This window comes from Pseudarthrobacter sp. TE3704 (assembly GCF_056279405.1).
Genome location: NZ_JBWCCJ010000023.1, coordinates 1 through 1,520 on the forward strand (window position 1 = coordinate 1; position 1,520 = coordinate 1,520).

The following is a 1,520-nucleotide window of genomic DNA, read 5'->3' on the forward strand; positions in this document are numbered from 1 at the left end:
GGCCTATTAGTACCGGTCAGCTTCACGAGTCGTTAGTCCTCGCTTCCACATCCGGCCTATCAACCCAGTGGTCTGGCTGGGGGCCTCTCACACACGAGGTGTATGGAAATCTCATCTTGAAGCGAGCTTCCCGCTTAGATGCTTTCAGCGGTTATCCCATCCGAACGTAGCTAATCAGCGGTGCACTTGGCAGTACAACTGACACACCAGAGGTTCGTCCGTCCCGGTCCTCTCGTACTAAGGACAGCCCTTCTCAAATTTCCTGCGCGCGCAGCGGATAGGGACCGAACTGTCTCACGACGTTCTAAACCCAGCTCGCGTACCGCTTTAATGGGCGAACAGCCCAACCCTTGGGACCTACTCCAGCCCCAGGATGCGACGAGCCGACATCGAGGTGCCAAACCATGCCGTCGATATGGACTCTTGGGCAAGATCAGCCTGTTATCCCCGAGGTACCTTTTATCCGTTGAGCGACGGCCATTCCACAATGTACCGCCGGATCACTAGTCCCGACTTTCGTCCCTGCTCGAGATGTCTCTCTCACAGTCAAGCTCCCTTGTGCACTTACACTCGACACCTGATTGCCAACCAGGCTGAGGGAACCTTTGGGCGCCTCCGTTACTTTTTAGGAGGCAACCGCCCCAGTTAAACTACCCATCAGGCACTGTCCCTGACCCGGATTACGGGCCGAAGTTAGATGTCCAAAGTGACCAGAGTGGTATTTCAACGATGACTCCACCCGAACTGGCGTCCGGGCTTCAACGTCTCCCACCTATCCTACACAAGCCACTCCGAACACCAATACCAAACTATAGTAAAGGTCTCGGGGTCTTTCCGTCCTGCTGCGCGTAACGAGCATCTTTACTCGTACTGCAATTTCGCCGAGTTTATGGTTGAGACAGCGGGGAAGTCGTTACTCCATTCGTGCAGGTCGGAACTTACCCGACAAGGAATTTCGCTACCTTAGGATGGTTATAGTTACCACCGCCGTTTACTGGGGCTTAAATTCTCAGCTTCGCCGTGAGGCTAACCGGTCCTCTTAACCTTCCAGCACCGGGCAGGAGTCAGTCCGTATACATCGTCTTGCGACTTCGCACGGACCTGTGTTTTTAGTAAACAGTCGCTTCCCCCTGGTCTCTGCGGCCCCGATCCCCTCCGGACAGCAAGTGTCCATCAAGGTTGGGGCCCCCCTTCTCCCGAAGTTACGGGGGCATTTTGCCGAGTTCCTTAACCATAATTCTCTCGATCGCCTTAGTATTCTCTACCTGATCACCTGTGTCGGTTTGGGGTACGGGCGGCTAAAACCTCGCGTCGATGCTTTTCTCGGCAGCATAGGATCACCAAATCCCCCCAAACGGGGGTCCCATCAGATCTCAGGCATCATGAACAGCGGATTTGCCTACCGTTCGCCCTACATCCTTAGACCGGGACAACCATCGCCCGGCTCGGCTACCTTCCTGCGTCACACCTGTTAATACGCTTGCCTCCCAGGATCAGGTCCTGCGCTCCACCAAAACCCT

Annotated in this window: 1 rRNA gene; it reads right to left on the reverse strand. The window is 55.1% G+C overall.

What is annotated here, in order from left to right:
• Window positions 1-1,520: ribosomal RNA gene (locus tag ACZ9BC_RS22685) — 23S ribosomal RNA — on the reverse strand; the annotation flags it as partial.